This window comes from Pontimicrobium sp. SW4 (assembly GCF_039954625.1).
Classification (GTDB): Bacteria; Bacteroidota; Bacteroidia; order Flavobacteriales; family Flavobacteriaceae; genus Pontimicrobium.
Map to the genome: position 1 here is coordinate 3,393,822 of NZ_CP157199.1, position 23,924 is coordinate 3,417,745.

Annotated in this window: 19 protein-coding genes; 7 read left to right on the top strand and 12 right to left on the bottom strand. The window is 31.5% G+C overall.

Annotation, left to right across the window (positions count from 1 at the left end; genetic code table 11):
* Positions 1 to 10 precede the first annotated feature (10 nt).
* From ABGB03_RS15580 to ABGB03_RS15600, 5 genes are all read right to left on the bottom strand, one after another.
* Positions 11 to 1,048 carry an aldo/keto reductase gene (locus tag ABGB03_RS15580; protein WP_347923705.1) on the bottom strand — a complete coding sequence of 346 codons (1,038 nt, stop codon included), beginning with the start codon at positions 1,046 to 1,048 and terminating at the stop codon, positions 11 to 13.
* Between the two features lie 178 nt (positions 1,049 to 1,226).
* Positions 1,227 to 1,661 carry a hypothetical protein gene (locus ABGB03_RS15585; protein ID WP_347923707.1) on the bottom strand — a complete coding sequence of 145 codons (435 nt, stop codon included), beginning with the start codon at positions 1,659 to 1,661 and terminating at the stop codon, positions 1,227 to 1,229.
* A gap of 43 nt (positions 1,662 to 1,704) precedes the next feature.
* Positions 1,705 to 2,160, bottom strand: coding sequence for a RidA family protein (locus ABGB03_RS15590; RefSeq protein WP_347923709.1), 456 nt, complete (start codon positions 2,158 to 2,160; stop codon positions 1,705 to 1,707).
* Between the two features lie 29 nt (positions 2,161 to 2,189).
* Complete coding sequence (locus ABGB03_RS15595) at positions 2,190 to 3,149, bottom strand: OmpA family protein (protein ID WP_347923711.1); 960 nt, start codon at positions 3,147 to 3,149, stop codon at positions 2,190 to 2,192.
* A 42-nt stretch (positions 3,150 to 3,191) separates the two neighbouring features.
* Positions 3,192 to 3,953: an exodeoxyribonuclease III gene (locus tag ABGB03_RS15600; RefSeq protein WP_347923714.1), complete on the bottom strand. Its 762-nt coding sequence runs from the start codon at positions 3,951 to 3,953 to the stop codon at positions 3,192 to 3,194.
* A 210-nt stretch (positions 3,954 to 4,163) separates the two neighbouring features.
* Between ABGB03_RS15600 and ABGB03_RS15605 the strand changes: the two genes are divergently transcribed.
* The 5 genes from ABGB03_RS15605 (at position 4,164) to ABGB03_RS15625 (ending at position 14,224) form a co-directional block, all read left to right on the top strand.
* A complete protein-coding gene (locus tag ABGB03_RS15605) occupies positions 4,164 to 7,574 on the top strand; it encodes a hypothetical protein (protein ID WP_347923716.1) in 3,411 nt (1,136 codons plus the stop codon).
* Between the two features lie 71 nt (positions 7,575 to 7,645).
* Positions 7,646 to 8,035, top strand: coding sequence for a hypothetical protein (locus tag ABGB03_RS15610; protein ID WP_347923718.1), 390 nt, complete (start codon positions 7,646 to 7,648; stop codon positions 8,033 to 8,035).
* Between the two features lie 70 nt (positions 8,036 to 8,105).
* Positions 8,106 to 12,422, top strand: a complete 4,317-nt coding sequence (locus ABGB03_RS15615) for a CusA/CzcA family heavy metal efflux RND transporter (protein ID WP_347923720.1) — start codon at positions 8,106 to 8,108, stop codon at positions 12,420 to 12,422.
* 9 nt (positions 12,423 to 12,431) lie between these two features.
* Positions 12,432 to 13,568: an efflux RND transporter periplasmic adaptor subunit gene (locus tag ABGB03_RS15620; RefSeq protein WP_347923722.1), complete on the top strand. Its 1,137-nt coding sequence runs from the start codon at positions 12,432 to 12,434 to the stop codon at positions 13,566 to 13,568.
* 98 nt (positions 13,569 to 13,666) lie between these two features.
* Positions 13,667 to 14,224 carry a DUF3575 domain-containing protein gene (locus ABGB03_RS15625; RefSeq protein WP_347923724.1) on the top strand — a complete coding sequence of 186 codons (558 nt, stop codon included), beginning with the start codon at positions 13,667 to 13,669 and terminating at the stop codon, positions 14,222 to 14,224.
* A gap of 155 nt (positions 14,225 to 14,379) precedes the next feature.
* Here ABGB03_RS15625 and ABGB03_RS15630 read toward each other — a convergent pair whose 3' ends face one another.
* Positions 14,380 to 15,921, bottom strand: a complete 1,542-nt coding sequence (locus ABGB03_RS15630) for a glycine--tRNA ligase (protein WP_347923726.1) — start codon at positions 15,919 to 15,921, stop codon at positions 14,380 to 14,382.
* 62 nt (positions 15,922 to 15,983) lie between these two features.
* Complete coding sequence (locus ABGB03_RS15635) at positions 15,984 to 16,862, bottom strand: hypothetical protein (RefSeq protein ID WP_347923728.1); 879 nt, start codon at positions 16,860 to 16,862, stop codon at positions 15,984 to 15,986.
* Positions 16,863 to 16,957: 95 nt separating this feature from the next.
* On the opposite strand from ABGB03_RS15635, the gene ABGB03_RS15640 reads away from it, so the two are divergent.
* Together ABGB03_RS15640 and ABGB03_RS15645 are read left to right on the top strand one after the other, a co-directional pair.
* Complete coding sequence (locus ABGB03_RS15640) at positions 16,958 to 17,623, top strand: ComF family protein (protein WP_347923730.1); 666 nt, start codon at positions 16,958 to 16,960, stop codon at positions 17,621 to 17,623.
* A 53-nt stretch (positions 17,624 to 17,676) separates the two neighbouring features.
* On the top strand, positions 17,677 to 19,284 hold the full coding sequence (locus tag ABGB03_RS15645) for an Ig-like domain-containing protein (RefSeq protein WP_347923732.1): 1,608 nt from the start codon (positions 17,677 to 17,679) through the stop codon (positions 19,282 to 19,284).
* On the opposite strand, the gene ABGB03_RS15650 is transcribed toward ABGB03_RS15645, so the two are convergent.
* From ABGB03_RS15650 to ABGB03_RS15670, 5 genes are all read right to left on the bottom strand, one after another.
* Complete coding sequence (locus ABGB03_RS15650) at positions 19,271 to 20,050, bottom strand: amidohydrolase (protein ID WP_347923734.1); 780 nt, start codon at positions 20,048 to 20,050, stop codon at positions 19,271 to 19,273. The two genes, ABGB03_RS15645 and ABGB03_RS15650, sit on opposite strands and share 14 nt — an antisense overlap.
* Positions 20,051 to 20,057: 7 nt before the next feature.
* Entirely contained in the window at positions 20,058 to 21,200 is a 1,143-nt protein-coding gene (locus tag ABGB03_RS15655) for a methionine aminotransferase (RefSeq protein ID WP_347923736.1), read from the bottom strand.
* Positions 21,201 to 21,336: 136 nt separating this feature from the next.
* Positions 21,337 to 22,188, bottom strand: a complete 852-nt coding sequence (locus ABGB03_RS15660; RefSeq protein WP_347923739.1) for a TraB/GumN family protein — start codon at positions 22,186 to 22,188, stop codon at positions 21,337 to 21,339.
* A gap of 38 nt (positions 22,189 to 22,226) precedes the next feature.
* The gene (locus ABGB03_RS15665; protein ID WP_347923741.1) at positions 22,227 to 22,922 is read right to left on the bottom strand and encodes a LytTR family DNA-binding domain-containing protein; all 696 of its coding nucleotides are present in this window, start codon (positions 22,920 to 22,922) and stop codon (positions 22,227 to 22,229) included.
* A complete protein-coding gene (locus ABGB03_RS15670) occupies positions 22,919 to 23,836 on the bottom strand; it encodes a histidine kinase (RefSeq protein WP_347923743.1) in 918 nt (305 codons plus the stop codon). The genes ABGB03_RS15665 and ABGB03_RS15670 overlap by 4 nt, the downstream gene beginning before the upstream one ends.
* Positions 23,837 to 23,924 lie beyond the last annotated feature (88 nt).

Genomic DNA, 23,924 nt, shown 5'->3' on the forward strand with positions numbered 1-23,924 from the left:
CTTTTTAAATTTAAGGTGCTGGATTAGGGATTGCAGCATGTATGGTGTTAATTTCTTTTATAAGCTCATTACTTAACTCTACATTAATGCTATCAATGTTTTCTTTTAATTGCTCGACAGTTGTTGCTCCAATGATATTACTTGCAATAAATGGTCTTTGGTTTACAAATGCTAATGCCATTTGTGTTAAGCTTAAATTATTATCCTCGGCTAATTGTAAGTATAGTTTTGTAACTTCGGTAGCTTGTACGCTACTATATCTTGCAAATCTTGGAAATAGTTTTAATCTTGAGTTTTCTGCAGCAGTACCCTTAATGTATTTACCAGATAATACACCAAATGCTAATGGAGAATAAGCCAATAGTTTAATATTTTCGCGTATCGAAACTTCAGCCATGTCACCTTCAAATACGCGATTTAATAAGGAATACGCATTTTGTATGGTTATCATTCTAGGCAAATTATTTTTTTTAGATTCTTCTAAATAACGCATGGTTCCCCAAGCTTTTTCGTTAGATAAGCCTACATGTCTAATTTTACCTTCTTTAATTACTTCATCTAAGGTCTGAAGTACTTCGTTAAAGTTGTCTTGCCATGGGTCGTTTGGGTTGTGTGCATAATCTCTAACTCCAAATGTATTAGTTTGTCGTTCTGGCCAATGTAACTGAAACAAATCAATATAATCAGTTTGCAAGCGTTTCAACTCTTTGTTAATAGCGTCTCGTATGGAATCTGGACTAAACCCAGTAGTTCTAATATGTGCTGTATAATCGCCATTTCCAGCAATTTTACTTGCTAATATTACCTTATCACGATTTCCTGTTTTTTGCAGCCATGTACCAATAATGTAACTGGTTCTACCCTGTGTTTCGGCAGTTGCTGGGACAGGATATAACTCTGCTGTATCAATAAAATTTACGCCATTGTCAAAAGCATAGTCTAGTTGTGCATGACCTTCAACTTCGGTATTTTGATTACCCCAAGTCATAGAGCCTAGGCAAATTTTACTGACTTTTATATTGGTGTTTGGTAGAGTTGTGTATTTCATGTTTTAAGAGCTGAAAAAGGTTATTAATATAATTGTATTATTAACGAGTTTGCATATGGAAAGTTGCGGGTTTGCGTGCGAGGAATTTCCGAAGAAAATTCAGACGTGGCAAAGGAGTAATGACCTTTGCTTAAGCCAAATACCAGCAATTTTTTATATACGGTGTTGGCAAACGTATTTATTTCGGTTTAATTCCGTTTTCTTTCATTATTTCAATTAGTTTCTGGTCAGGTGATTCGTCAATCATTGTCCATTCCGTTGTGAATTTTAATCCAATTCCATCTGTAAACGTAGTTTCTGTAAATGAACTATTCTTTTCATATTTGTCAAGAACTATAGTTTGAGTCAAAGAATCAAACTTGCTTGTTTTATTTATAGTTTCTAATTCATAACCAGAGTTTTTCCACGTTATTTTAGATAATTTATTCCCACTAGGATGAGATTCCGAATAGATATATTGATAATCATAATTCCGATATAAATATTTCACAGTATTTAATTCAGTCGTAGTTTTAAAGGTTCCAACTTTTAGATTTTCAGGATATTCCTCTGTACAGCTCGTGAAAGTTGTTAAAAGAAGAACCCAAAATGTTAAGAATACTGTTTCTCTCATATGTTTGCCAAATTTGGAATAACAACCTGTTTGTGAATAGTTTTTATTCCTCAACTTCAGCTACCATATATACTGAAGCTGCAATATTATGAGGCACACTAACACCAACTGCTGTTCGAGTATGTTTTCCAATTTCTCCAAATACTTCAACAACAAAATCGGAAGCACCATTCATAGCATCTGCTTGTTCGGTATTCTCTGAAGTAGAATTTACTAATCCGTGCATAGCAACAATACTGGTTACCTTATCTAGCGAGCAAATAGTTTTAATTGCAGCTAAACAACCTATTGCGCAAAGTTTAGTTGCATATTTACTTTCCTTTAAACTTAAATCTTTTCCAAGTTTTCCTTTTTTTATGACTCCATTCTCTACAGGAATTTGTCCTGCAACATAAATTAGATTTCCTGTCTGTTTCGCAGGTATATAATTTGCAACTGGCTTAGGAACTTCAGGCAGTTGAATTCCTAATTCAGTTAATCTGGCTTCAACTTTATTCATCTGCTTTTAGTTTAAATTGTGCGCAATTATTAATTATCATTAAGTAACCTAGAAAGTTCGTCTAATTTTGGTGTTAAAATCACTTCTATTCGTCTGTTTTTTGCTTTCCCTTCAGCAGTATCGTTAGTATCTATAGGAGCATATTCACCACGTCCTGCAGCTGTTAAATTTTCAGGATTTATATTAGCATTTTCTCTTAGAATATTTACAATGGCTGTTGCTCTTTTAGTAGATAAATCCCAGTTACCGCTTAATTGTGTGTTTCCTTTATAAGGTACATTGTCAGTATGGCCTTCTATTAAAATGGCTATCTCAGGATTATCTGCTAAAACTGCACCAAGTTGCTGTACTGCTCTTCTTCCTTCTGAGCCAACCGCCCAACTTCCTGAGCCAAATAACAACTTATTTTCCATAGAAACATATACTTTTCCATCACGTTGCTCCACTGTTAAGCCTTTGCCTTCAAAATCGGTTAATGCTTTTGAAATAGCATTCTTTAAATCGGTCATTGCTTTATCTTTTGCAGCGATAACGCTTTCTAATTCTGCAACACGATTAGATCGATCTTCTAACTGTTTTTTAAGAGCTTCCAGTCTTGAGTTTTCAGCTGCAAGTGCTTGCTCTTTAGCTTCAAGTTGTGCCAATAATTCTCTGTTCTTTTTTACATTTTCTGCTATAGCTGCTGAGCTATTTTTTTCTAAAGCATCATACGATGCTGTTAAATTATCGTAATTAGATTTTAAAGCATTGTATTCACTTTGTAATTTATCGCGAGTAGCAACTGCATTATCATAGTTTTTTTGAAGATCTTTTAAGCTATTTTCTAATTTGATTTTAGCATTTTGAAGTGTTTCATTATCGTCGGATAATTGCCTGTGTTCCTTTTTTAAGTTTGTGTATTTATCTTCTAACTCTTTATAAACTTTTGGAGATACACATGACACAGCAAGTGTTGCTATTATTGCTATTAATGAAATTTTTTTAATCATAACTGTTATTGTTTTTGTTGTTAGGCTATTATATAGATTTGATTACTTTTTTATTTCTACTAAAATTGGGCAATGATCACTATGCACAGCTTCAGTGAGTATAACGGCTCTTTTAATGTTTTCTTGTAATGGTTTTGCTACCATAGCGTAATCTAAACGCCAACCTTTGTTATTGGCTCTTGAATTAGCTCTATAACTCCACCAACTATATTGCTGTAAATCGCTATTTAAATGTCTAAAGGAGTCTATAAATCCGCTATCAATAAATCCACCAAGCCATTCACGTTCTTCGGGTAAAAAACCTGAAACGTTTTTCATTTTAGGATTGTGAATATCAATTTCTTCGTGACAAATATTATAATCACCACATACAACCAAATTTGGTTTGCTATTTCTAAGGGAGGTTAAATATTCTTGAATTTCGTCCATATAGTTAAACTTAAAATCAAGTCTTTCTTGATTTGTCCCAGAAGGTAAGTACATACTCATTATAGAAAGGTCTCCAAAATCGGCACGAATATTTCGTCCTTCAAAATCCATTGTAGGGATTCCTGTGCCATATTCTACATGGTCAGGTTCTAGTTTACTTAAAATTGCCACACCACTGTAGCCCTTTTTTTGAGCACTAAACCAATAATTATGTTTGTATCCAGCGTTTTCAAAAACAGACAAATCCAGTTGCTCTTCTAATGCTTTTATTTCTTGTAAGCAAATCACATCTGGGCTAGCGCTTTGTAACCAATTAATAAAACCTTTGTTAATTGCTGCGCGAATTCCGTTGACGTTATAAGAAATGATTTTCATATTGTTTTCCCATGAAAATGGGAATCTTTTTAATTTTTAGTTTAATTTGAAAAGGTCCCAACACATGGTTGGGATAACTTCCCTTTCATATAAGGAAAGTTGGTTTCAGCTAAAATAAATAATGCTGTACTTTTACACTATTATTTTAAAGGAGTTTTAACTAAAACTATTAACAAAATATTTTACAAGCTTTTTAGTTTATCATACTAGATGAAATTAACACTAACTTTTTTCTTTTTTTTCTTTTGTTTTTTGAGCTTTTCTCAAGGGCAAACTTCTAATTACAAGACTAAAAAGGTTATTGTTAAAGATTCTATATTGGTGGATAGTGTGAGTATTAATTCTAGTAAATTTTTAGTAAAGCTTAAAAGTGGAGTTGCTTTAGATTCTACGTTTTATACTATTGATTTTTCTAGAGCGCTTTTAACTTTTAAAAAACCTATTGAAACCGATTCTATTATTATAGAATATTTGCGTTACCCAGACTTTTTAACAAGAACCTATAAGCAATTAGATGAGAGTATTATTGTTGAAAACACAAGTAATTTAGATAAGTTATATAAGTTATCACAACCAAGTGAAACAAATAACTTTATTCCTTTTGATGGTTTAACAACAACTGGAAGTATTTCAAGAGGTGTTACTATTGGGAATAATCAAAATTCGGTTTTAAATAGTGAATTGGATTTACAAATTTTAGGTAAATTAAATGATAAAGTTTCATTGAGAGCCTCTATACAAGATGCTAATATTCCATTACAAGAAAGTGGTTATTCACAGCGTTTGGATGAATTTGACCAAATATTTATTGAATTGTATAGTGATACTTGGAATATACGTGCTGGAGATATCGATTTGCAAAACACAGATTCTTATTTCGGACAATTTTCAAAGCGTGTTCAAGGACTCTCTATTAATGCTAATTTAAATGGAAACGATTCTAAATCGAATGTTTTTGCAGCTGGAGCTTTGGTTAGAGGACAATTTAGTAGTAGTACTTTTAAAGGACAAGAAGGTAATCAAGGACCGTATAAATTGCAAGGACAAAATGGCGAACTATTTGTGTTAATTGTGTCTGGTAGTGAAACAGTGTATGTAAATGGAATTGCTTTAGAACGAGGCGAGAATAACGACTACATTATTGATTATAATGCAGGCGAAATTATTTTTAATGCAACCTATCCTATTACTTCCGAAATGCGAATTGTAGTAGATTATCAATTTAGTGATAGAAATTATTCACGATTTGTTGGTTATGGAGGAGGCAATTATCAAAGCGAAAAATTAAAAATAGGTGCTTCGGTTTATACCGAAAATGATGCAAAAAACCAGCCATTACAGCAAAATCTTTCGACAGAACAAGTACAAATATTAAAAGATGCAGGAGACGATAGTACTTTAATGGTAGCACCTTCGGCAGTTCCTGAAGCTTTTAATGAGAATAGAATTCTGTATAAAAAAGAAATTATAAGTGGTGTTGAAGCATTCGTATTTTCTAATGACCCAAATGATGAACTATTTGGTGTAAGGTTTACAATAGTTGGTGATAATCAAGGCAATTATATAGTGAGTAACACCAATGCTATTTCTACAATTTATGAATACGTAGAACCAATTTTAGGTGTGCCTCAAGGAAATTACGAGCCTATATTACAATTAATCGCTCCAACAAAATTACAAATAGCTGTTGTAAATGGGGCTTATAGACCTTCGGAAAAAACAACTGTTGATTTTGAAATTTCTGCTAGCAAAAACGATCTTAACACATTTTCGGCATTAGATGACACAAATAATAATGGATTTGCTGGCAAATTAAAAATCACCCAAAATATTATTAAAAATGATAGTCTCTGGAATTTAAATGCCTTTGTTGATGGGGATTATATTCAAAAAGATTTTAAAACTATTGAGCGTTTATATTATGCGGAATTTAATAGAGATTGGAATTTAGATATGCCTCTTGGAAATCAACAATTATTTAAAACAGGGTTGCAGTTAGTTCATAGTAATAAAGGCATAGCTACCTATCAATTTGAGCATTTAGGGTATTCTGAAAATTTTAATGGGAATCGACATGTTATTTTAGCTGATTTGAGGTTAGGAAGGTTTAATGTATTTTCCAATTCAAGCTTTTTAGCATCCAGTTCAAGTTTAAATACTTCGGAATTTTCAAGATCTTTTAACAGAATTGCTTATAATTTTAATAAAGGATGGATTGGAACAAAAGTGGCTATTGAAGATAATGAGCAAAAGGAAAAATTAACGAATACATTAACATCTTTAAGTCAAAAATTTTCATCTTATGAAGTGTTTACAGGAATTGGTGATAGTACCAACGTATTTGTGGAAGTTGGTTATAAAAATAGGGTAAACGATAGTATTAAGAATGGGCAACTTCAAAAGGTAAATACATCTAATACATATTATATAAATTCAAAGCTTATACAAAATAATAATACCAATTTAAGCATTTATACAAATTACCGTCTTTTAAACAGTGAGGATGATACTGTTGATGATGAACAGTCTCTAAACTCAAGGATTCAATACAACCAAAAACTATTTAAGCAAGTTTTACTTTGGAATACAGTTTTTGAAACTAACTCTGGAACATTACCTCAGCAAGAATTTACCTATGTTGAAGTTGAACCAGGACAAGGGACTTATACTTGGATTGACTATAATAACAATGGGATTCAAGAACTAGAAGAATTTGAAGTAGCACAATTTCAAGACCAAGGAAAGTATATAAGAGTATTATTGCCAAATCAAATATTCTTGAAAACGCATCAAAATAGATTAAGTCAAACATTAACTATTAATCCATCAATTTGGTCATCATCAGAAAATAAGAGTGAAAAATTCTGGTCTCATTTTTATAATCAGACATCTTACTTAATTGATAGAAAAGTAAAAAGAGAAGGAAATAATTTTAACCTAAATCCTTTTGAGAGTAATGCGGAAAATCAATTAGGGCTACAATTAAATTTTAGAAATGTGCTATTTTTTAATCGAGGAAAGCAGCATTATACAACATCTTATACATACTTATCTAATAAAGCTCGAAATGTTTTGTCTTTCGGCTTTATTGAAAATAATTTGAAGAGCCATCAATTAAACTTTAGTCATAAAATAATAAATACGTGGCTGCTAACTTTAGGATCGTCATTCAATACGAATAAAAGTAACAGCGAAAATTTTGTAAGCAAGAATTATAACATTGATGAAACAAAATTAATCCCAAAACTCTCATATTTGTTTAATGATTCTTCACGTTTTGATGTGTACTACCAATATTCAAACAAAGAAAATAAAATTGGTGGATTAGAAACATTAAATCAGCAAAAGTATGGAATGTCTTTTGCGATTTCAAATAGCCAAAAATCGACAATTACTGGAGAGGTTAACTATTTTTCAAATAAGTTTGAGGGAAATTCAAATTCACCAGTCGGTTATCAAATGATGGAAGGTTTACAACCCGGAAAAAACTTTACTTGGAGTTTGTTGGCTCAAAAAAGACTAACAAAATTTTTAGATTTAAATATTAATTATTTTGGAAGAAAAAGCGAAATGAGTAAAACTATTCATACTGGAACAATACAGCTTAAAGCCTATTTTTAAGTGCTATTGTTTAACAATGTAACCTAAGTGTCAATTAATCTTAAGTTTTTTATTTATTTTTGATAGACGATATGACAAAGTTGTTTTCCATACTATTTGCAAATCTGATACTTTTTCAAAGTTTCAATATTGGTTTTGATGATGTTTCTAAACTCAATATACTTTTGGAGCACGCTTCTTTTCACCAAGAACAATATGGAGATAGTTTTTTCGAATTCATAGCAGAGCATTATGGCGAAGAATTCAAAAACCATAGCAACGAACATAAAGAACACGAAGACCTTCCGTTTAAGCATGATCAACAAACTTGCCAACATTCTCCTACTATTTTTATTCAGCATTCTGCAACATTTGAAATAAAAGAATATGCATTTATTGATGCTTCAAAAACCTTCTTTTATAAAGATTCTTATTCTTTATTTGAAAAGCATTCTGTTTTTCAACCACCACGATTAGCATAATTCATCACTGTTTAAATCATTTATTTATAAGCTATTTTCATATAGCTTACATCACATTTTACAATGAATTATGTTAGAAAATATTATTCGATTTAGCTTAAAAAATAAGCTTATTATATTACTTTTCACAGCGGTACTTGTTGGTTTTGGAATTTTTTCACTCACAAAAATATCGATTGGAGCTGTTCCAGACATTACCAATAACCAAGTGCAAGTACTTACAACTTCCAGAAACCTGTCAACCCTAGATGTTGAGCAATTTATTACCTATCCAGTAGAACTGGAAATGGCTAATTTACCTGGAGTAAAAGAAATTAGATCGGTTTCAAAATTCGGACTTTCGGTAGTTACCATAGTTTTTGAAGATGATTTAGGAACGTATTTACCTAGACAACTCATTGCCGAAAAAATAAAATCTGCTTCTGAGAAAATACCAGAAGGATTTGGATCGCCAGAAATGGGGCCAATTACAACTGGTTTAGGCGAAATTTATCAATATACACTAGATGTAAGACCAGAGTTTAAAGATAAATACTCTACTGCCGATTTAAGAACTATTCAAGATTGGATAGTAAAACGACAACTCTCAGGAATTCCAGGAGTTGTTGAAGTTAATACATGGGGAGGACATTTAAAGCAATACGAAGTAGCTATCAACCCACAAAAGCTTAAGGCAATGAATATTGCCATTTCAGATATATATTTGGCTTTAGAAAATAATAACAGTGTTGCAGGTGGAGGTTATATTGAAAAAGCTAATGAAGCCTTTTTTATTCGTGGTGAAGGGCTAATATCTAAGTTAGAGGATGTAGAAAATATCGTTGTTAAAAACAGCAATGGTTTTCCAGTTTATATTAAAGACATTGCAAAGGTAGGATTTGGAAGTGCTACAAGATTTGGAGCTATTACGGGAAATGGTGAAGGAGAAAAGGTACTTGGACAAATCATGATGATTAAGCACGGAAACTCCAAACAAATTATTGATGCAGTTAAAGAACGTGTGGCTTCAATACAAAAAATACTGCCTGAAGGCGTTTACATCAATGGTTTTTTAGAGCGAAGTGAACTTATAGAAAAAACTACCATGACTGTTGCCGAAAATTTAATTTTAGGATCCTTAATAGTCATTTTTATAGTGGTTTTGTTGCTTGGTAATCTGCGCTCTGGACTAGTTGTTGCTTCAGTCATTCCGTTGAGTTTATTATTTGCTATAACCTTAATGAACATATTTAAAATTGATGCTAACTTAATGAGTATGGGAGCCATCGACTTTGGTATAATTATCGATGGAGCCGTTATTATTGTCGAGTTTATAGCGTTTCAAATAGTTAGGCAAAGCGATGAAATATCAAATTTAAAGGGTGTTGAAAGACAAGGAGAAATTGATAGCATTACATTGAAAAGTGCATCAAAAATGATGAATTCGGCCATTTTTGGTCAACTGATTATTCTTATAGTTTTTATTCCAATTTTGTCATTAAGTGGTATTGAAGGCAAGATGTTTAAGCCTATGGCGCTCACATTTAGTTTTGCGTTAATTGGAGCAATGATTTTGTGTTTAACCTACATACCTGTTATAGCCTCGTTGTTTTTGAAACCTTCTAAAAAATCAACAACAAATTTTTCTCATAGGTTAATGAAAAGAATAACTTCTTGGTACAAACCAACTATAAATTGGGCTTTGGATAACAAAAAAATGGTTATTGGTTTTGCAACGTTGCTTTTAATTATTAGCTCTTGGATTTTTACTAGAATGGGAGGCGAATTTGTGCCAACGTTGGACGAAGGAGACTTTGTAATTCAACCCGTTTTAAAAACAGGAACATCACTTACCAAAACTATTGAAATCACCACAAAAATTGAAAAGACTTTATTGGAACAATTCCCTGAAGTAGAGCAAGTAGTAACAAGAATTGGTGCAGCCGAAGTGCCTACAGACCCAATGTCTATGGAGGAAAGTGATGTGATAATAAAATTAAAACCTAAAAACGAATGGGTTTCGGCATCATCCAAAGATGAATTGGCCGATAAGTTTAAAGAAGCACTTGCTATTATACCAAACATGGAAGTAGAATTCACGCAACCCATTGAAATGCGTTTCAATGAACTGGTTACTGGAGTGCGAGCAGATGTCGCCATTAAAATTTTTGGTGAAGATTTAGAAATTCTTTCAGATAAAGCGAATGAAATAAGAAATCTAATTAAAGATGTAGAAGGTGCTTCGGATATTACAGTTGAAAAAGTTGAAGGCTTACCTCAGATGAGCGTTATATATAATAGAAGTAAAATTGCGAGATATGGTTTAAATATTTCCGATTTAAATCAATTAATTTCTATGGGATTTGCTGGTGAAGCAGTTGGAAGTGTGTTTGAAGGAGAAAAGCGCTTCGATTTAGTGTTGCGCTTAGACCAGTCACAACGAAAAAGTATTGAAAACCTCCAAAATTTATATGTCGACACACCTAACGGGTTGAAAATTCCATTAAACGAATTAGCAGAAATAAAACATACCAAAGGTCCAGCGCAAATATCTAGAGACGATACCAAGCGACGCATTGTGGTTGGAATTAATGTAAGAAATCGTGACTTGCAATCGGTTGTAGATGATGTAAGTCAACTAATAGATGCCAACTTAAAATTACCAGCTGGTTATAGCATTACCTATGGAGGACAATTTGAAAATCTGCAAAATGCGACAGCCAGATTAAAAGTAGCTGTTCCTGTAGCTTTATTTCTAATTTTTATTCTCCTGTATTTTGCTTTTGGTTCAGTAAAAGAAGCATTAATGGTGTATTCAGCAATTCCGTTGGCAGCAGTTGGAGGCGTATTATTACTTTGGATTAGAGACTTGCCTTTTAGTATTTCGGCAGGTGTTGGTTTTATAGCGCTTTTCGGTATTGCTGTATTAAATGGCATTGTCCTTATTGAGCATTTTAAATCATTAAAAGAATCTGGAACTATGAATATGAAAGTATTAATTATTAAAGGTACCACCGAACGACTAAGACCTGTACTGCTTACAGCAATGGCAGCTGCTTTAGGGTTTTTACCTATGGCGGTTTCTACCAGTGCTGGAGCAGAAGTGCAACGACCATTAGCAACAGTAGTTATTGGAGGGTTAATAACAGCAACGATACTAACCCTTGTTGTGTTGCCTGTATTGTATTCTTGGTTTGAAACTATTAAGATTAAGAAGATGAATAAGAACACAATAATAACCACTTTACTATTATTGTTTGCATTTCAAATGAATGCACAAACAAAGCCAATAACTATTGATGAAGTGTTAGCCAAAGCAATAGAAAACAATGCATCTTTAAAAGCATCAGCATTAACGGTTGAAGAGAAAGAAGCTTTGGTAAGCAGTGCGTTTAGTTTTGATAAAACAAATGTTTATTATAATTATGATGAGAGCAATCTAGCCATAAACAATGAACCATTAAAAGTCTTTGGAGTTTCACAAGATTTCAAATTTCCAACGGTGTATTTTGCTCAAAAAAAGCTTAATAAGGCAGCACAAAGCATAGCAGAAGCAAAGTACAATATCCAATTGTTAAAGGTTAAAAGAGATGTGTATTCAGCTTATTATCAATTAGTTTATGCCAACGAAAAAGTTGCAACTATTCAATATTTAGATAGCTTGTATAAAGATTTTGCAAAAGCTTCTGAAAGACGTTTCGAATTAGGCGAAACCAATTATCTCGAAATGATTTCAGCTAAATCAAAACAACGTCAAATAGAAATGTTATTAGGACAAGCATCAAAGGAAGTTATTGCTGCCCAACATCAGCTTAATAAAGTAGTGCAATCTGATGTATCTTCATTTAAAACGCAAGCTTCTAATAGGCTAGAATTAGAAAAAACACTTAACAGTCCTAATGATGGGTTAGCATATTTTGAAAGTTCTAAAGATTACTACAATTCAGCAATCAATTTAGAATCGCAAAATTTGTTACCAGATGTAAGCTTCGAGTATTTTCAAGGTACAAATAGTACCTTAAATTCAAGTATAAATGGCTATCAAATAGGTGTTAAAATACCATTGTTATTTAGCGGAAATTCATCAAAAATTAAAGCTTCTAAGCTGGCTTTTAAAGTTGCTGAAGAACAGCAAAAAAATTACAGTTTAAGATATGAGGCAGAGTTTAATACACTCCTAGCAAAAATAGAGCAACTAGATGAAGCACTAATATATTATGAAACTCAAGGAAAACATCTTTCTGAAGAGATTATTAAAACTGCCGAACAAAGTTTTAAACACGGAGAAATAGACTTTTTTCAATTCATCCAAAGTATTGAAAATGCAAAAGAAATTGAACTTAGTTACTTAGAAAATTTAAATCAATACAATCAAACAGTTATTACCATTAACAACTTAATATTATAAAACAATAACATGAAACACATATATAGCATTTTATTTTTACTAGTCATTTTGTCTTGTGGGAATAATGAAAAAGAAACAGAGGTTAGTATAGAAAGTCAAAATTATCCAGAAGAGATTATTGTTTCAAAATCACAATTTGAATCTGAAAACATGGAGCTTGGAGAATTGTCTTTGCAAGAGTTTAATGAAACTGTAGTAACAACTGGTTTTATAGATGTACCGCCATCTAGTAAAGCAAGCGTTACTACATTTATGCCTGGATACATTAAAAACGCACCTCTTTTAGTTGGTAATGAAGTCAGAAAAGGGCAATTATTAGTAACGTTAGAAAATCCAGAATATGTAGAGTTACAACAAAACTATTTAGAAGTTTCTAATCAACTTAAATATTTAAAATCAGAGTTTGAGAGACAATCAACTTTGTATAAAGAGAACATCACCTCTCAAAAAAATTATTTAAAAGCCGAAAGTAGTTACAAAAGTAATTTGGCGCATTATAATGGTTTAAAGCAAAATTTAAAAATGTTGAATATTAATCCATTAGATGTTGAAAACGGGAAGGTCTCATCAACAATTAACTTATACGCACCAATTAAAGGCTCAATTACGAAAGTAAATGTAAGTAACGGTTCTTATGTGTCTTCATCTACTGAAATACTTGAAATTGTAAATACGGAACACATCCATTTAGAATTAATGGTTTTTGAAAAGGATGTCTTAAAGATAGATAAAGGACAGCCAATTAATTTTAAAACACCTGAAGCCTCAAGCGAAGTTTTTAAAGCAGATGTACATTTAGTTGGAACATCTATAGACCCAATTAACAGAACCATAAAAGTACATGGTCATATAGAAGATGATGAACAAACATCTTTTGTTACAGGAATGTTTGTTGAAGCTCAAATAATTACAGGATCATCTAATCTAAATGCTTTGCCAAAAACAGCAGTTACAGAAATTGAAGGCACATATTATGCTTTAATAGTTAGTAAAAAGGGTGAAGAAGAATACATTTTTGAAAAAATAGAAGTTGAAGTAGGAAAGCAAACTGAAGATTTTATAGAGGTTTTAAACACAAAAAAATTTATTGAGAAGCAATTTCTTACTAAAGGGACTTTTATGCTCTATCTGGAGGAGAATAAGTAAGGATTTATTTTTTAAGATTGAGCGCAACTTTTTTATTAAAAGAACATCTTATAAAGGCATGATTATTGATAAATCTTTTTGAACTAAAAACTAAACAAATGAAAAAACCAATTCTCTTACTTACGTTGCTTTGCACAATTATGTCTTTTTCACAAGAAGTAAATGATAATTTTGATACTTCAAAAAGAGATGAACTAAAATTAAATATGACAAACCTTATAGGCTTTAAGTGGCTAGATGTTGGTTATGAACGAATTATTAATGAAGAATCATCATTTGGTGTAGGAACACTTATTAGCTTAGGGGATGATTATGATACTGGATTAGATGAATATAGAACGTTTTCAATCACACCATATTATAGACATTTCTTTTCTAAAAAATATGCACAAGGATTTTTTGTAGAAGCTTTTGGTATGTTGCATTCTGGAAAAGAAGAAACCTATGTATATTATGATGAGTTACCAAATGTCTATGGAGAATATAATGAAGATAATTATACCGATTTTGCGGTTGGAATTTCAGCAGGTGCAAAATTTGTCACCAAACGAGGGTTTATTGCCGAAATATATTTAGGAATAGGAAGAGATTTACTTGGTAATAGTGATATTGAAGTTGTTGGTCGTGGTGGTATAGCTATTGGATATAGGTTTTAATAGATAAATATAAAAGAGGCAATCTTAAAAGTAATATTTTGTCAACCTGAACTTTAATAATCAAAATAATACGATTCTGAAATAAATTCAGAATGACGCTTTTTAGTTCATTTAAGACAGCCTCTTTTTTTAGATTTCTGCTTTTTGGTAGTACTTTACATTTTCATCAACCAAGATTTCACATCTACCTCTTGTTTTATGATGTTGCGTAATTCTTCAATTTTAACTCGTTTTTGCTCCATAGTATCACGATGTCTTATAGTGACTGTGTTGTCCTCTAATGTATCGTGATCTACTGTAATACAAAATGGTGTTCCGTTTGCATCTTGACGTCTGTAACGTCTTCCGACAGCATCTTTTTCATCGTAATCAACTGAGAAATCCCATTTTAAATCGTCTACAATTTTACGAGCTACCTCAGGTAAACCATCCTTTTTAACCAATGGCAAAATAGCTGCTTTTGTCGGTGCTAAAACACTTGGTAATTTTAAAACAGTCCTCGTGGTGCCATTTTCTAATTCTTCTTCTTGTAATGAATTGGAAAAAACTGCTAAAAACATTCTATCTAAACCAATAGACGTTTCTACTACATAAGGCACGTAGTTTTTGTTATCTTCATGATCGAAATATTGTAGCTTCTTTCCAGAATGCTCTTCATGGGCTTTTAAATCGAAATCTGTACGAGAATGGATGCCTTCTAATTCTTTAAACCCAAATGGGAATTTAAATTCGATATCTGCTGCTGCATCAGCATAATGTGCTAGTTTTTCATGGTCATGAAAACGGTAATTGTCTTTACCCATTCCAAGAGATAAATGCCACTTAAGTCTATTTTCTTTCCATATTTCATACCATTCTTTTTGGGTGCCTGGTTTTACAAAAAACTGCATTTCCATTTGCTCAAATTCACGCATTCTAAAAATAAATTGGCGCGCTACGATTTCGTTTCTAAAGGCTTTTCCTGTTTGAGCAATTCCAAACGGAATTTTCATACGCCCCGTTTTTTGAACATTCAAAAAGTTCACGAAAATACCTTGTGCAGTTTCAGGGCGTAAGTATAAATCCATAGCACTATCAGCAGAAGCACCAAGTTTAGTTCCAAACATTAAATTAAACTGCTTAACGTCGGTCCAATTTTTGCTTCCCGTTAATGGGTCAGCAATCTCTAGTTCTTCAATTAAAGCTTTTACATCTGCTAAATCTTCATTTTCTAAAGACTTTGCCATTCTTGATAGAATGGTATTTATTTTTTCTTGATAGCCTAAAACTCTTCCGTTAGTTGAAACAAATTCTTCTTTATTAAAAGCATCACCAAAACGTTTAGCTGCTTTGGTAATTTCTTTGTCGATTTTGGTCTCAATTTTAGCACAATAGTCTTCAATCAACACATCAGCACGATAACGCTTTTTAGAATCTTTATTGTCAATTAAAGGGTCGTTAAATGCATCAACATGCCCTGACGCTTTCCAAGTAGTTGGATGCATAAATATGGCAGCATCTAACCCTACAATATTCTCGTGCATTTGTACCATGGCTTTCCACCAATAATCACGTATATTTTTTTTAAGCTCAACGCCATTTTGTGCATAGTCGTAAACGGCACTTAAACCATCATATATTTCGCTACTTTGAAATACATAACCATACTCTTTTGCGTGAGATATTACTTTTTTGAATTTATCGTCTTGATTTGCCATGGTGCAAAAATAAAAAACCGTTCCATACAAATGGAACGGTTACTTAAAAATTATTTGTTGAATTATAGTAAAATTATTTCAGTAGTTCCTAATCGTCTATTATTGTCAAATACGTTTACAATATAACGTCCAGATTCTAGTGCTTTATTAGTTTCAATATTGGCAGATACTTCTAAAGTCGTTTTATTATATAAAACATTTGTTTTGTAGCTGTAGATTAAAGATGAGGTATCAAATTCGATAGCGCCTTTATCTGAAACTACGTTATTATCCGGACCAATAATTTGAATATAAAATTCTTTTTCTTGAGGCGTTGCCAATGGATTTTCTGCTAAAACAAAAGCAACATTAATGTTTTTAGTCTTACTAGCTTTTGTGGTTTCAAGAACCTCTCCAGAGTTTTTTATTGAAAAAGCTGTTGCTTTAAACGAATTTGCAGAAACCAAAGCTCCCAATTTAATATTGTTATCTAGTTTTTCCTTATCTTCTTTTAAATTAGAAATAACATCTATTTGTTTATCTAACAGTCTAGAAATAGAAGCGTTTTGTTTTGATAATTCTGTATTAAGAGCCAAAAAAGAATCACCCTTTTTAACCAAGTTTGATTGTTGTTTTTTTAGTGCTAATAACTCATCTCTATATTTATATATTAATGACATATTAGCTTGTAATTCCTTTAATGAATCTTGTGTTTGGGCAATAATGTTTTTTGAATTGTCCAGTTCGGATTTTAAACTTTCGTTAATACCACCAAGTTCATCATAACTAGTAATTACTTTAGAAATTTGATTTTCTAAAAGTTTCTTTTCTTGATTTAAAAAATCCTTTTTAGATTGTTCAGCTGTATAGCTAGTGTAACTATAAGAAGCTAATATGACAAAAGCAACCATCAAGGTTCCTATAGCAAATCTGTAGTTAAATACTTGAGGGTTAACTATCATTATACACTATTATTGGTTGGAGGGTTAATTAATTGATGCGAAAATATATATTAAGTTTGTAGTAACTAATTTTAATCGTTTAAATGGTAAAAAACTTGTTGAACTTATTTTTTCCGAAAGTATGTTATGCTTGTAATAATTTGTTAGCAGATAATGAAGCTTATGTATGTACGGAATGTAGACATAATTTACCTGTGACCAATTATCATTTTAACGATGACAACTCTGTAAAAAAAGTACTTTATGGACGTGTTGAATTAGAAAATGCGACAGCACTTTTACATTTTCATAAAAAAGGAATGGTACAGCATTTATTACACGGTTTAAAGTATAGAGGTTATGAAGACATTGGTGCTTTTTTAGGAAAATGGCTTGGCGAAGAATTAAAAAACATTGAAGCTTATAAAAAAGTTGATGCAGTTATTCCAGTGCCTTTACACAAAAAGAAACTTAGAAAAAGAGGTTATAACCAAGTTGAAAAATTTGGAAAAGAAATTGCTCAAGCTTTAGATGTGCCATATATTGAAACTGTACTTAAAAAAACAACGTCTACTAAAACTCAAGTTTTTAAAGAACGTATAGCAAGATGGAATAATAACAACGAAGTATTTAGCTGTTTAAACCTTGACACCATTGCAACTAAACATATATTATTGGTGGATGATGTTATTACTACAGGAGCTACTGTTGAAGCTTGTACAAATGAGTTATTAAAAGCTAACAATGTTAAAATAAGCGTTGCTACTATGGCAATTGCTTAATAAGTTTTTCGTTTATATAAATAAGTCGTTAATTTGCTTAAATAATTGATTTAATGCGCAATTTTTTTTCGAATTTATCTCTTTCGCTTGTTATTTGTTTGGTGCTGTTTAATTGTGCAAATCGAGGCACTCCTTCAGGTGGAGAAAAAGATGTATTGCCGCCAGAAATAGTTAAATCTGTTCCTGAAAATAATTCAGTAAACTTTAATTCTAAGGAAATAAAAATATACTTCAACGAATATATTAAACTTAATGACCTACAGAAGCAGTTAATTATTTCACCTCCAATGGAGCCAGCACCAGAGATTACACCTTTGGGTTTAGCAAGTAAATATATTACTATTAAAATTCAAGATACGTTACAAGAAAACACGACTTATGCCATTAATTTTGGAACAAGTATTGTAGATAATAACGAAGGCAATCCTTATCCATATTATCGTTATGTGTTTTCGACAGGAAGTTATATCGATTCTTTGAGTATAGGTGGTTTTGTTAAAAATTCTTTAGAAAGAGAACCTGACGATTTTGTGTCCGTTATGCTTTATGAAGTGAATGATACTTTTAACGATTCAATAATATATAAACAAAAACCTAAATATATAACTAATACACTCGATAGTGTTACTACTTATAAATTGGAGAATTTAAAAGCTGGTAAGTATTTAATGATTGCTTTAAAAGAAGAAAATGGGAACTATACTTTTCAGCAAAAAACTGATAAAATAGCATTTAAAAAGGAATTTATTACTGTGCCATCGGATTCTGTTTATGAACTCAATTTATTTAAGGAGGTGCCAGATTTTAAAGCAGTAAGACCTAGTCTTGTTTCTGGAAATAAGATTGCTTTTGGATATGAAGGTGATGCCAAAAATATGAGCATTGAGTTATTATCTCAAGCGCCATTAGATTATAAAACTATTATTACTAAAGAGGTAGATAAAGACACTCTTAATTATTGGTACAAGCCTAATTTTGAAGTAGATTCCTTAATGTTTAAAGTTTCTAAAGTAGATTATGAAGAGACTTTTAAAGTAAATATAAGAGATCTTAAAAAAGACACTTTAATTATCAAGCCAATAGAATCTAGAGCATTAAAACTCACTGAAGATTTTCAATTACAAGGATCTACTCCTTTTGAAACAATTAATGAAAGTAAGATAACTATCCTTGATAAAGACTCTATTAAAGTGCCTTTTGCAGTTACATTAGATAAGTTTAATAATATTTATAAGTTAAGTTTTGACAAAACCGAAGAAAACACTTATAAAATGAAGATGCTACCAGGTGCGTTTACTGATTTTTTTGAAGACAGAAATGACACGCTTAATTTTAATGTCCGTACAAAAGCTGAAATAGATTATGGTGAAATACGCGTTAATTTGCAAAACGCTACTTATCCAGTAATTGTGCAATTGGTTGACCAAAGAGGTGAAATTAAAGTAGAACAATATGCAGAAGATGCTTCAAAACCAATAGATTTTTTAAGTTTAAATCCTGGAAAATATTTTATTAGAGTGATTTTTGATTCCAATAAGAACGGAAAATATGATTCAGGGAATTATTTAAAGAAATTACAACCAGAACGTGTGAGTCACGATACAAAAGAGATTGAAGTTAGAGCTTTTTCGGAGCAAATAGTAACGTTTATTTTACAGTAAAACGGTCTCTATCATCTAAAAACTTCAGTTTATTTCTAATTGTAGATAGATGTTTTTTATCTAAAAGAACTATCTCTATACCTTCTTTTTCATCTTCTAAAGATGTTAGTTGTGTTCCTAAGCCATCATAAGCAGCCGAATGTCCAGAATATTCATGGTTATTGTTGTCTAATCCAACACGATTTACACCAACGCAATAACTCATGTTTTCTATAGCACGTGCTTTAAGCAAGGTATCCCATGCATCAATTCGAGGTTTTGGCCAATTAGCAACATAAAAAAGCACATCATAGTTTTCTACGTTTCTTGCCCAAACTGGGAAACGTAAATCGTAACATACTAAAGGACAAAGTTTCCAGCCTTTATAATCAATAATTACTTTTTTTGCCCCAGCTTTATAGACTTTATTTTCTCCAGCTAAAGTAAACGTGTGACGTTTGTCATAAGTATCAATTGAGCTATTTGGTTTTACAAAAACGAAACGATTGTAAAAAACATCATTTTCTTTTATTACTAGACTGCCTCCAATGGCTGCTTGTTTTTTAATGGCAAGTTTTTGCATCCATTGTATGGTCGTCCCTTCCATAGTCTCATAAACATGCTTAGGATGCATAGTAAATCCAGAAGTAAACATTTCTGGTAAAAGTATTACATCAACAGGCTCTTTAATAGAGTCTATTTTATTTGTAAAATGTACTCTATTGTCTTCTGGCTTTTCCCAAGTTAGATCCGATTGAATAATTGCTATGTTTAATGTGTTTTTCATGTTTTTACTAAATATTACACAATATTTCTGCACCTCTTTTTAAAGTATCATCAGTTTTTGCAAAGCAAAAACGCAACATTTTTTCGTCTAACTTGTTATGATTAAATACCGAAATAGGAATGGACGCAATTCCATATTCTTCAGTAAGTCTAATGGCTAAATCATAATCACTTTCATCAGAAATATTTGAATAATTTAATGCTTGAAAATAAGTGCCTTTTGATGGCGTAAAAGTGAATCGAGAGTCTTTAATTAAATTCAAAAAAAAATCTCTTTTTTCTTGAAAAAGGCTAGATAATTCAAGATAATGATTAGGCTCTTTTAAATACTCAGCCAAAGCTAATTGAATAGGATGATTTACGCTAAACACATTAAACTGATGCACTTTTACAAACTCATCCATTAAGTCTTTAGGCGCACAACAATACCCAGTTTTCCATCCAGTATTATGGAATGTTTTACCAAATGACGCTGTAATAAAACTACGCGATTTTAACTCAGGAAATAAGCACACGCTTTGATGTTGTTCACCATCAAAAATAATATGTTCATACACTTCATCACTTAACACAATAATGTTTGTGTTATTGGTTAGCTTTTGTAACTGTAGCATATCCTCTTTTGAAAATACAGTACCACTTGGATTGTGAGGCGTGTTAATAATAATCATTTTGGTGTTATTATTAATGGCCTTAGCAACATTGTTCCAATCAATTTCATAATCAGGTTTATGCAATTGAATAGAGATGGCTTTTCCACCATTAAGCTCAATTGATGGAATATAACAATCATAAGCTGGACGAAACACAATCACTTCGTCTCCAGGCCTAATAAACGCAGTAATAGCTGTATAAATGGCCTGTGTAGCACCTGCTGTAATCGTTATTTCATTGTCTGGATTGTAAGTTGAGCTATAAAGGTCATCGTATTTTTTTGCAATAGCTTCTCGTAATTTAAAAACTCCAGGCATTGGTGCATAATAATTATAGCCAGCATTCATATAGGCACTTACTAAATCTATTAACTTTTGGTCACCTTTAAAATCTGGAAAACCTTGTGATAAATTAATAGCCTTGTGTTTATGAGCTAATGCACTCATAACAGAGAAAATGGTGGTTTCTAAATTTGGAAGTTTGGATTGATGGTTCATGCTAATTGGTCTTGTATAGGGCTAGTTTATAGCTCTAAACGAAGTTAGTAAAAGAAATCGAACCAGAGGAAAATTCGGAAGAATTTTCAGAAGTAGGCGAGGACTAACAATTACTTATAACCATTGTTGCAACTGGCTATATTTTAATTGGGTCTACTACAAATCCTTTACTTTTCAATTGTTCAAGAATTCCACATTTCTTTTTTAAATGTAAATATCCAACAGCAATAAAAGTGTTCTTTGTGTTTAATAAATTTGGTAATGTTTTCATCCAATTATCATTCCTTTGTAGAATTAATATATCAGATTCACATTCCCTTTCAAACTGGTAATCTAATTCAAAACTTCTGTATTTTTTTGCAAGTTCGCAATTATTCATATTTGGTTTATCAGTTGTCATTTGGTTAATCCAAGCACTAATATTTTTCCTTTCTTTTTTCCAGTTTGGGTTTTTATTTTCTTTTTCGATTAGACTTAATTGTAAACTATCAGTTTCTAAGCCTAAAATCTCTATTTTGTTTTCTTCAGCAATGTATTGTAGGTAATTGTCAAAATGATCAAATTTATCAGTTGGCTTGGTTGTTTTACATTTAGTTTTTTGAAACTCTTGTTGTAGTTTCCATCTAATTTCTAATGGCTTTAGTTTATACAAATCAACTTTCCAATTTTTTGCAATTGCTTTAAGTTTTTTAAGATCCTTTTTCTTTATTCTCTCTTCAATTTCGAAAGACGATTTTCTCCGTTGGATCATTTCTCTTGTTTTTTCAATGTTGTCAATTGATTCAAAAACAGCAAGTTCTGAGCTTAAAAGCGATTCTTTAATTTCAGGAATTGAATCAACAAATGAATTTCCGAATTGATGAAAAGTACCAACCAGAAAAGAGGTTTTATTATTTATGGTGTCAGTTACTTTCCAAAGAATTGTGTTTTGACTTATCGCTAATTGCGAAATTGCCAAAAAAACCAAAATGTTTAATGATTGTCTCATTCTTTAGCTTTTGTCAACTATAAGTTACAAACCGAAAATTACATAATTTTTAGCTGTCTTAATAATTCTTGTTTATAAGTTCTTCCAACTGGAATTTGTAGATTATTGATAAACACTATATTTCCAGAAACCTTATCGACCTTTTTGCTATTAATGATAAACGATTTATGAACTTGTACAAACTGTTCATCACAGAGTTTTTCTGTCCAGTTTTTAAGCGAGTCTATATAGGTGAGTTTTTGAGTGGTTGTAATCACAGTTAAATAATTTCTATCAGATTCTATATAAATAATATCATCTAAAATTATTTTGTGATGTGTTTTATCTACGTTGATAAAAATGGATTTTTTTTCATCTTCATGAGTAGTGTCTGTTGCTATTTCAGATTTAATTTTCACTCTATTGATAGCTTTTAAAAACCTATCAAACGAAAAAGGCTTCACTAAATAATCCACAATGCTTTCTAATTCAAAACTATTTGCTGCATACTCTGAATAGGCTGTTGTCATGATAATTGCTGGTGGATTCTTAACTGTTTTTATAAAATCGATTCCAGAAATATCAGGCAAATTCACGTCAAGAAAGATAATATCTACAGTATTGGAGTTAAGATATCCATTGGCTTCAATCGCAGCCTTAAAGGTGTTTTGCAAGGTGAGGTAAGGAATTTTACCAATAAAACTTTGCAAGACCTTTTGTGCAGGTATTTCGTCTTCTATAATGATGCAATTCATTGTAAATGGAGTTTTAAATGCACTTTGAATTGCGTTTCCTTAACAATGGTAAATTCATACCTGTCTTTATAAATAAGTTCTAAGCGTTTTTCAAGATTTTGAAGTCCGATTTTAAAAGTGTCTTCATCAATTTTTTTACTATCATAGTCATTGCTACAATTAAAATATAAAACACCATTTTTAATGTTGATGCTAATATCTATAGAACTATTAAGCGTACTATGCTTAAAAGCATTTTCAATGATGGTAATGAGCATTAAAGGTGCAATTTGATAGTTTTCTGAATCTATAACCTTGTTATAATTTATATGCTTAACACCTTCAGTTCTAATTTTTTGAAACTTGATATAATTATCTAAAAAATGCAGCTCTTTTTCAATTGAAATAGTCTCAGAGTTGCTTTCATATAACACATGTTTAAGATTGTCCGACAGCATTAAAATAAGCTCAGGTGTTTCTTTTGGGTTTTCAATAGAATATGAGTAAATGGTATTCAAGTTATTAAACAATACATGCGGATTAATTTGTGATTTTAGAAATTTCAATTCCATTTCTGTATGCTCTTTTTTTACCTTTTCAAGGTCTTCTTGTTCAGCGATAAAACGATAGAGCATCCAAATAAATGAGAAGAAAATCAAAGGGACTAAGGTTTGCCATAAATAGTCACTCAAGCATTTCATAAACGAGCAGCCACATTGCGCAAACACATTGCAATATAGCTGTGTGGCAAGAAAAGAAATGGCAACAAACACAAAAATGTATAGTACGTAGAGTTTACGTTTTACAAAATAAGGCAGTAAAAACAGATTGTTTGAGTATACAATAACCACCAAAATAAACAAGTATTGTAAAAACGGATTTTGCGCCCAATAATAATCTGAAAAAACAAACAAAGACACAAATATAAAAAGCATCCAAAACAGGATGTGCACCAAAATTTGCGATATGTTTTTATTTACGATTGTCATTCGTATGGAAAAGTAACTAGAATTATGAATAACG

Excerpts from the sequence above, each read along its gene's own strand:
- ABGB03_RS15605 (WP_347923716.1), top strand. The coding sequence starts at position 4,164 with ATGAAATTAACACTAACTTTTTTCTTTTTTTTCTTTTGTTTTTTGAGC.
- ABGB03_RS15625 (WP_347923724.1), top strand. The coding sequence starts at position 13,667 with ATGAAAAAACCAATTCTCTTACTTACGTTGCTTTGCACAATTATGTCT.
- ABGB03_RS15590 (WP_347923709.1), bottom strand. The coding sequence starts at position 2,160 with ATGAATAAAGTTGAAGCCAGATTAACTGAATTAGGAATTCAACTGCCT.
- ABGB03_RS15620 (WP_347923722.1), top strand. The coding sequence starts at position 12,432 with ATGAAACACATATATAGCATTTTATTTTTACTAGTCATTTTGTCTTGT.
- ABGB03_RS15595 (WP_347923711.1), bottom strand. The coding sequence starts at position 3,149 with ATGATTAAAAAAATTTCATTAATAGCAATAATAGCAACACTTGCTGTG.
- ABGB03_RS15670 (WP_347923743.1), bottom strand. The coding sequence starts at position 23,836 with ATGCTTTTTATATTTGTGTCTTTGTTTGTTTTTTCAGATTATTATTGG.
- ABGB03_RS15635 (WP_347923728.1), bottom strand. The coding sequence starts at position 16,862 with ATGATAGTTAACCCTCAAGTATTTAACTACAGATTTGCTATAGGAACC.
- ABGB03_RS15600 (WP_347923714.1), bottom strand. The coding sequence starts at position 3,953 with ATGAAAATCATTTCTTATAACGTCAACGGAATTCGCGCAGCAATTAAC.
- ABGB03_RS15615 (WP_347923720.1), top strand. The coding sequence starts at position 8,106 with ATGTTAGAAAATATTATTCGATTTAGCTTAAAAAATAAGCTTATTATA.
- ABGB03_RS15645 (WP_347923732.1), top strand. The coding sequence starts at position 17,677 with ATGCGCAATTTTTTTTCGAATTTATCTCTTTCGCTTGTTATTTGTTTG.
- ABGB03_RS15650 (WP_347923734.1), bottom strand. The coding sequence starts at position 20,050 with ATGAAAAACACATTAAACATAGCAATTATTCAATCGGATCTAACTTGG.
- ABGB03_RS15585 (WP_347923707.1), bottom strand. The coding sequence starts at position 1,661 with ATGAGAGAAACAGTATTCTTAACATTTTGGGTTCTTCTTTTAACAACT.
- ABGB03_RS15655 (WP_347923736.1), bottom strand. The coding sequence starts at position 21,200 with ATGAACCATCAATCCAAACTTCCAAATTTAGAAACCACCATTTTCTCT.
- ABGB03_RS15580 (WP_347923705.1), bottom strand. The coding sequence starts at position 1,048 with ATGAAATACACAACTCTACCAAACACCAATATAAAAGTCAGTAAAATT.
- ABGB03_RS15660 (WP_347923739.1), bottom strand. The coding sequence starts at position 22,188 with ATGAGACAATCATTAAACATTTTGGTTTTTTTGGCAATTTCGCAATTA.
- ABGB03_RS15610 (WP_347923718.1), top strand. The coding sequence starts at position 7,646 with ATGACAAAGTTGTTTTCCATACTATTTGCAAATCTGATACTTTTTCAA.
- ABGB03_RS15630 (WP_347923726.1), bottom strand. The coding sequence starts at position 15,921 with ATGGCAAATCAAGACGATAAATTCAAAAAAGTAATATCTCACGCAAAA.
- ABGB03_RS15665 (WP_347923741.1), bottom strand. The coding sequence starts at position 22,922 with ATGAATTGCATCATTATAGAAGACGAAATACCTGCACAAAAGGTCTTG.